The 3,117-nt window shown below is 57.1% G+C and carries 4 protein-coding genes and 1 pseudogene; 4 read left to right on the top strand and 1 reads right to left on the bottom strand.

Going from position 1 to position 3,117, the window contains the following annotated elements; translation table 11 throughout:
* The 4 genes from soxA to ACJWXQ_RS11945 all read left to right on the top strand — a co-directional run.
* A partial coding sequence (soxA, locus tag ACJWXQ_RS11960; protein WP_406672886.1) for a sulfur oxidation c-type cytochrome SoxA occupies positions 1-614 on the top strand: 614 nt, incomplete at its 5' end.
* Positions 615-640: 26 nt separating this feature from the next.
* A complete protein-coding gene (soxX, locus tag ACJWXQ_RS11955) occupies positions 641-1,153 on the top strand; it encodes a sulfur oxidation c-type cytochrome SoxX (RefSeq protein ID WP_406672885.1) in 513 nt (170 codons plus the stop codon).
* A 13-nt stretch (positions 1,154-1,166) separates the two neighbouring features.
* The gene (locus ACJWXQ_RS11950; RefSeq protein ID WP_406672884.1) at positions 1,167-2,312 is read left to right on the top strand and encodes a hypothetical protein; all 1,146 of its coding nucleotides are present in this window, start codon (positions 1,167-1,169) and stop codon (positions 2,310-2,312) included.
* Positions 2,313-2,448: 136 nt separating this feature from the next.
* Positions 2,449-2,700: a hypothetical protein gene (locus ACJWXQ_RS11945; RefSeq protein WP_406672883.1), complete on the top strand. Its 252-nt coding sequence runs from the start codon at positions 2,449-2,451 to the stop codon at positions 2,698-2,700.
* Positions 2,701-2,910: 210 nt separating this feature from the next.
* On the opposite strand, the pseudogene ACJWXQ_RS11940 reads toward ACJWXQ_RS11945, so the two are convergent.
* A pseudogene (locus tag ACJWXQ_RS11940) lies at positions 2,911-3,117 on the bottom strand (SRPBCC family protein); the annotation flags it as partial.

Here is a 3,117-nt window from a genome sequence, read left to right as displayed (position 1 = left end):
CGTCCTGTCATGGCGATGATGCCGCGGAACTCGAGGGTGTGTCTGCACAATTCCCGCGGTTCAATGATCGACTGGACCGTGTGGTGACCATGCCGACCCAAATCGGCGTGTGCGCCTCAGAGCGTCAGGATGAGGACTGGGTCGAGGACACCAAGGAAAACTCGCTGCTGGATCTGTACTTGGCGACCAAGTCGCATGGCGAGCCCGTTGCGGTCGATACGGACCATCCGAAAGTAAAGGAATCGTTCGAACGCGGAGCCGATCTGTTTTTCCGCCGGACCGGTCATTTTGGTTTTGCCTGCGCCAGTTGCCACACGCCGCCGACCACCGGTAATTACCTGCGCGGTCAACGGCCGACGACCTTTTATGGCGATGCGGCGACCTATCCGGTTTATCACTTCCCCTACCAGCTTGCCGGCGATGATCTTGAGTACATCTTTACTTTGCAGCACCAGATCCGAAGCTGCCAGATGCTTTCCCGCATGAAGCAGGGTGAAGAGGGTAGCCCTGCGATGACCGATATCGAGACGTTCCTCAGAGCGTCGGCGAATGACTACCCCGTGTCGGCGCCGGTCAACTTTTACAACCTCGATGCAGACTACCTGAGTCAATAAGGGTCATGAATAAAAGGAGTTCTGAGATGGAAATACAAAAAACGACTGCGTGCGGCTGGCTGGCTGCGGCGGTGGCGGGCGTGGTTTTCGCTTTGCCCCTGGCGGGCATCGCCAGCGAACGCGGGTCGCCGAGCGCATGGGTGCCGGGGGAACCGTTCCCGACCGACGAGTTGTCGGCCTATCCCTGTCATGACTACGAAAAGGCCTGCTTCGACCTGACCCTGCCGGATATCGAGCGGGTGGAATACAGCGGGCCTCGGGATGGTGACCCGGAGCGTGGCGAGCAGATCGCGATCAACGTGCGCTGGGGTAACTGCCTCGCGTGCCACGGGCTCCCCGGCGGGCATGACGGCGGCACCATCGCCCCGAGCCTCGAAGACTACGCGGCACGCAACCTGCCCTTCGAGTATACGTTCCAGCGTATCTGGGACACGCGGTTGTTTAGCCCAAACGCGCACATGCCCATCTACGGGCCCAACGGGATCCTGGCTGTTCAGGACATTCTCGATGTGATCGCGTTCCTGCACTCAGAGCAATAAGGGAGATTTCGGAATGCTGAAGATTCAACGAAATACGATGGTGCGGTGTGGATGGTCGGTCCTGGCGCTGGGCGTGCTGATGGCGACGGCCGGAGCGGCGTCCGCTTCCGACGACGAATATACCTCTGTGCCGATGCAGTATGGACGCGAGGCTGAGGCGTCCGACGAGCTGACTCTCATCACCGGAATGCTGCTCCAGCCGACGTTTACCCATATTGACAGGGGTGCCGGTGATAACACGAATCAGTTCAGCTTCCAGCGATTGCGCTGGTTCCTGCGCGGGAGTGTAACCGAGGACGTGGATTACCTGTTTGTGACCGAGTGGGCACGCAATGCCGCGACCGCATCGTCCGATGGAGGAGCACGGGCGTTTCGGGCGCGCGTGACGTTTCGGGATCTGATGGATACGACCAACGTGGCGATAGGGTCGATCATCGTACCGTTCGGGCATGCGTTCTACGTGCCGGCGGCGTCGGCGCCATGGGTCAATTACACGCGCATGACCAGCACTCTGTATGGCTGTGGATCGATCAACTGTGAGCCGGATCTGGGTGAGGTCATTACCAACATCTGGAAGACGGGTGCGATGGCGTTTGATCAGGTTCCGATCGGCGACAACGCCAGCCTGACTTATACCGCGGGCGTTTATAACAGCTCGGGCACGGCGGGCCGCGACGATGGTACTCAGAAGGATTTCAACGGTTCGCTGGAGCTGAACGTTGGGGACTGGTTTCTGCATTACGGCACCCGCATTGGGAGCCAGAAAGACCCAGTCGGCGTCGAGCGCGACCGTGAACGCCATGCAGTGGTGGTGCGTTACAACGACTACCTCTCCGATCCTTGGTGGCTCTGGGGCGAATACATGTGGGGACAGGATGAAACCGCTGGTGCAGATGTAACTGCGGAAGGGTTTGAGGTCTCTGCGGGATACAAGTTCAGTGACAGATGGGAAGGTGTTCTTCGCTACTCGCAGTTCGACCCCAACCGTGACCTGAGCGACATGGGATTCGAAGAGTACAGCCTTGGGTTGAATTATAATATGGGCCGCGGTATCCGGGTTCAGGGACAGTTTGACGTTGAGAGAAACGACCTCCGGACTGTTGACGACAATATATTCACCTTGCGCGTCACAGTTCCTTGGGGTGCGAAGTTGATTTAAAAACCATCGAGCTAGAGGTTTTCTCGAAGGGTTTTACAGGTCTCCATGCACGGGAGAGTCCTGCTTCCCGCTGAAAACGGATTTCAGCGGGTTTTTTGCATAGCACTTCTGTTTTTGGGTAAAGCGGGTTTTTATCATGTCGAAGATAAAGTATGTTTTGAAAGTGGTCGACGAAAATGCCGGGGAAGGTCGAAATGGCCGTTATCGGGTGTTTTATGATTTGAGGGATCTTCTTGTTTTTATGGAATTGCGGGGCGTGTCGTCGCGGACAGTTTCCTATATGGAAGAGAATGGCGTTCCCGAATTGGAAAGGGGCAACTTGGTTTCGGGCGTTTTAAGGCGCGGATCGGACGTTTTCGATTGGGGCGTATTTGAATGGAAAAGTTAGATAAAGGTACCGTGGTTTGCGCACCTTTATCAGTTAAATTAAAAGAGGGTTGCCGTGGCGCGAATGTCGTGACCGTTGTAGTAGCGTCCTTTCCCGTGATCTGGCGTGAGCGTCTTGGAGTTCCGCTTAAGGCCGCTAAATGGCGGGCTGCTTACTGTTTAGCTGTTCGTCTCTGCGGTTACGTAGGCAGGAAGGGCGGTTTTGAGTGGTTTATTGTTGTGGTTCCTCGGCGTCGAGTCGCTGCTGGGCGCGGGTCATTAGCTGGCCGGAGACCCGCTCCACAAGGGATTGGGCCGCGCGTCGCACGGCGGCATCCAGGATCGGATTCAGCTTGTACTCCAGTTCGAAGTCCACCCGCGTATGGCCCTCGCCATCAGGGGTCAGCCGGTAACTGCCGCGATTGTGAATCCCGCGGAT

Origin of the sequence: Natronospira sp., from assembly GCF_007134575.1 — a bacterium.
Lineage (GTDB): Bacteria > Pseudomonadota > Gammaproteobacteria > Natronospirales > Natronospiraceae > Natronospira > Natronospira elongata.
Note: the sequence above shows the minus strand (reverse complement) of the source record. Positions and strands in the feature narration are given on the sequence as shown.

What these genes read in the sequence shown, in the direction of transcription:
- soxX (WP_406672885.1), top strand. Translation starts at nt 641, where the DNA reads ATGGAAATACAAAAAACGACTGCGTGCGGCTGGCTGGCTGCGGCGGTG.
- ACJWXQ_RS11945 (WP_406672883.1), top strand. Translation starts at nt 2,449, where the DNA reads ATGTCGAAGATAAAGTATGTTTTGAAAGTGGTCGACGAAAATGCCGGG.
- ACJWXQ_RS11950 (WP_406672884.1), top strand. Translation starts at nt 1,167, where the DNA reads ATGCTGAAGATTCAACGAAATACGATGGTGCGGTGTGGATGGTCGGTC.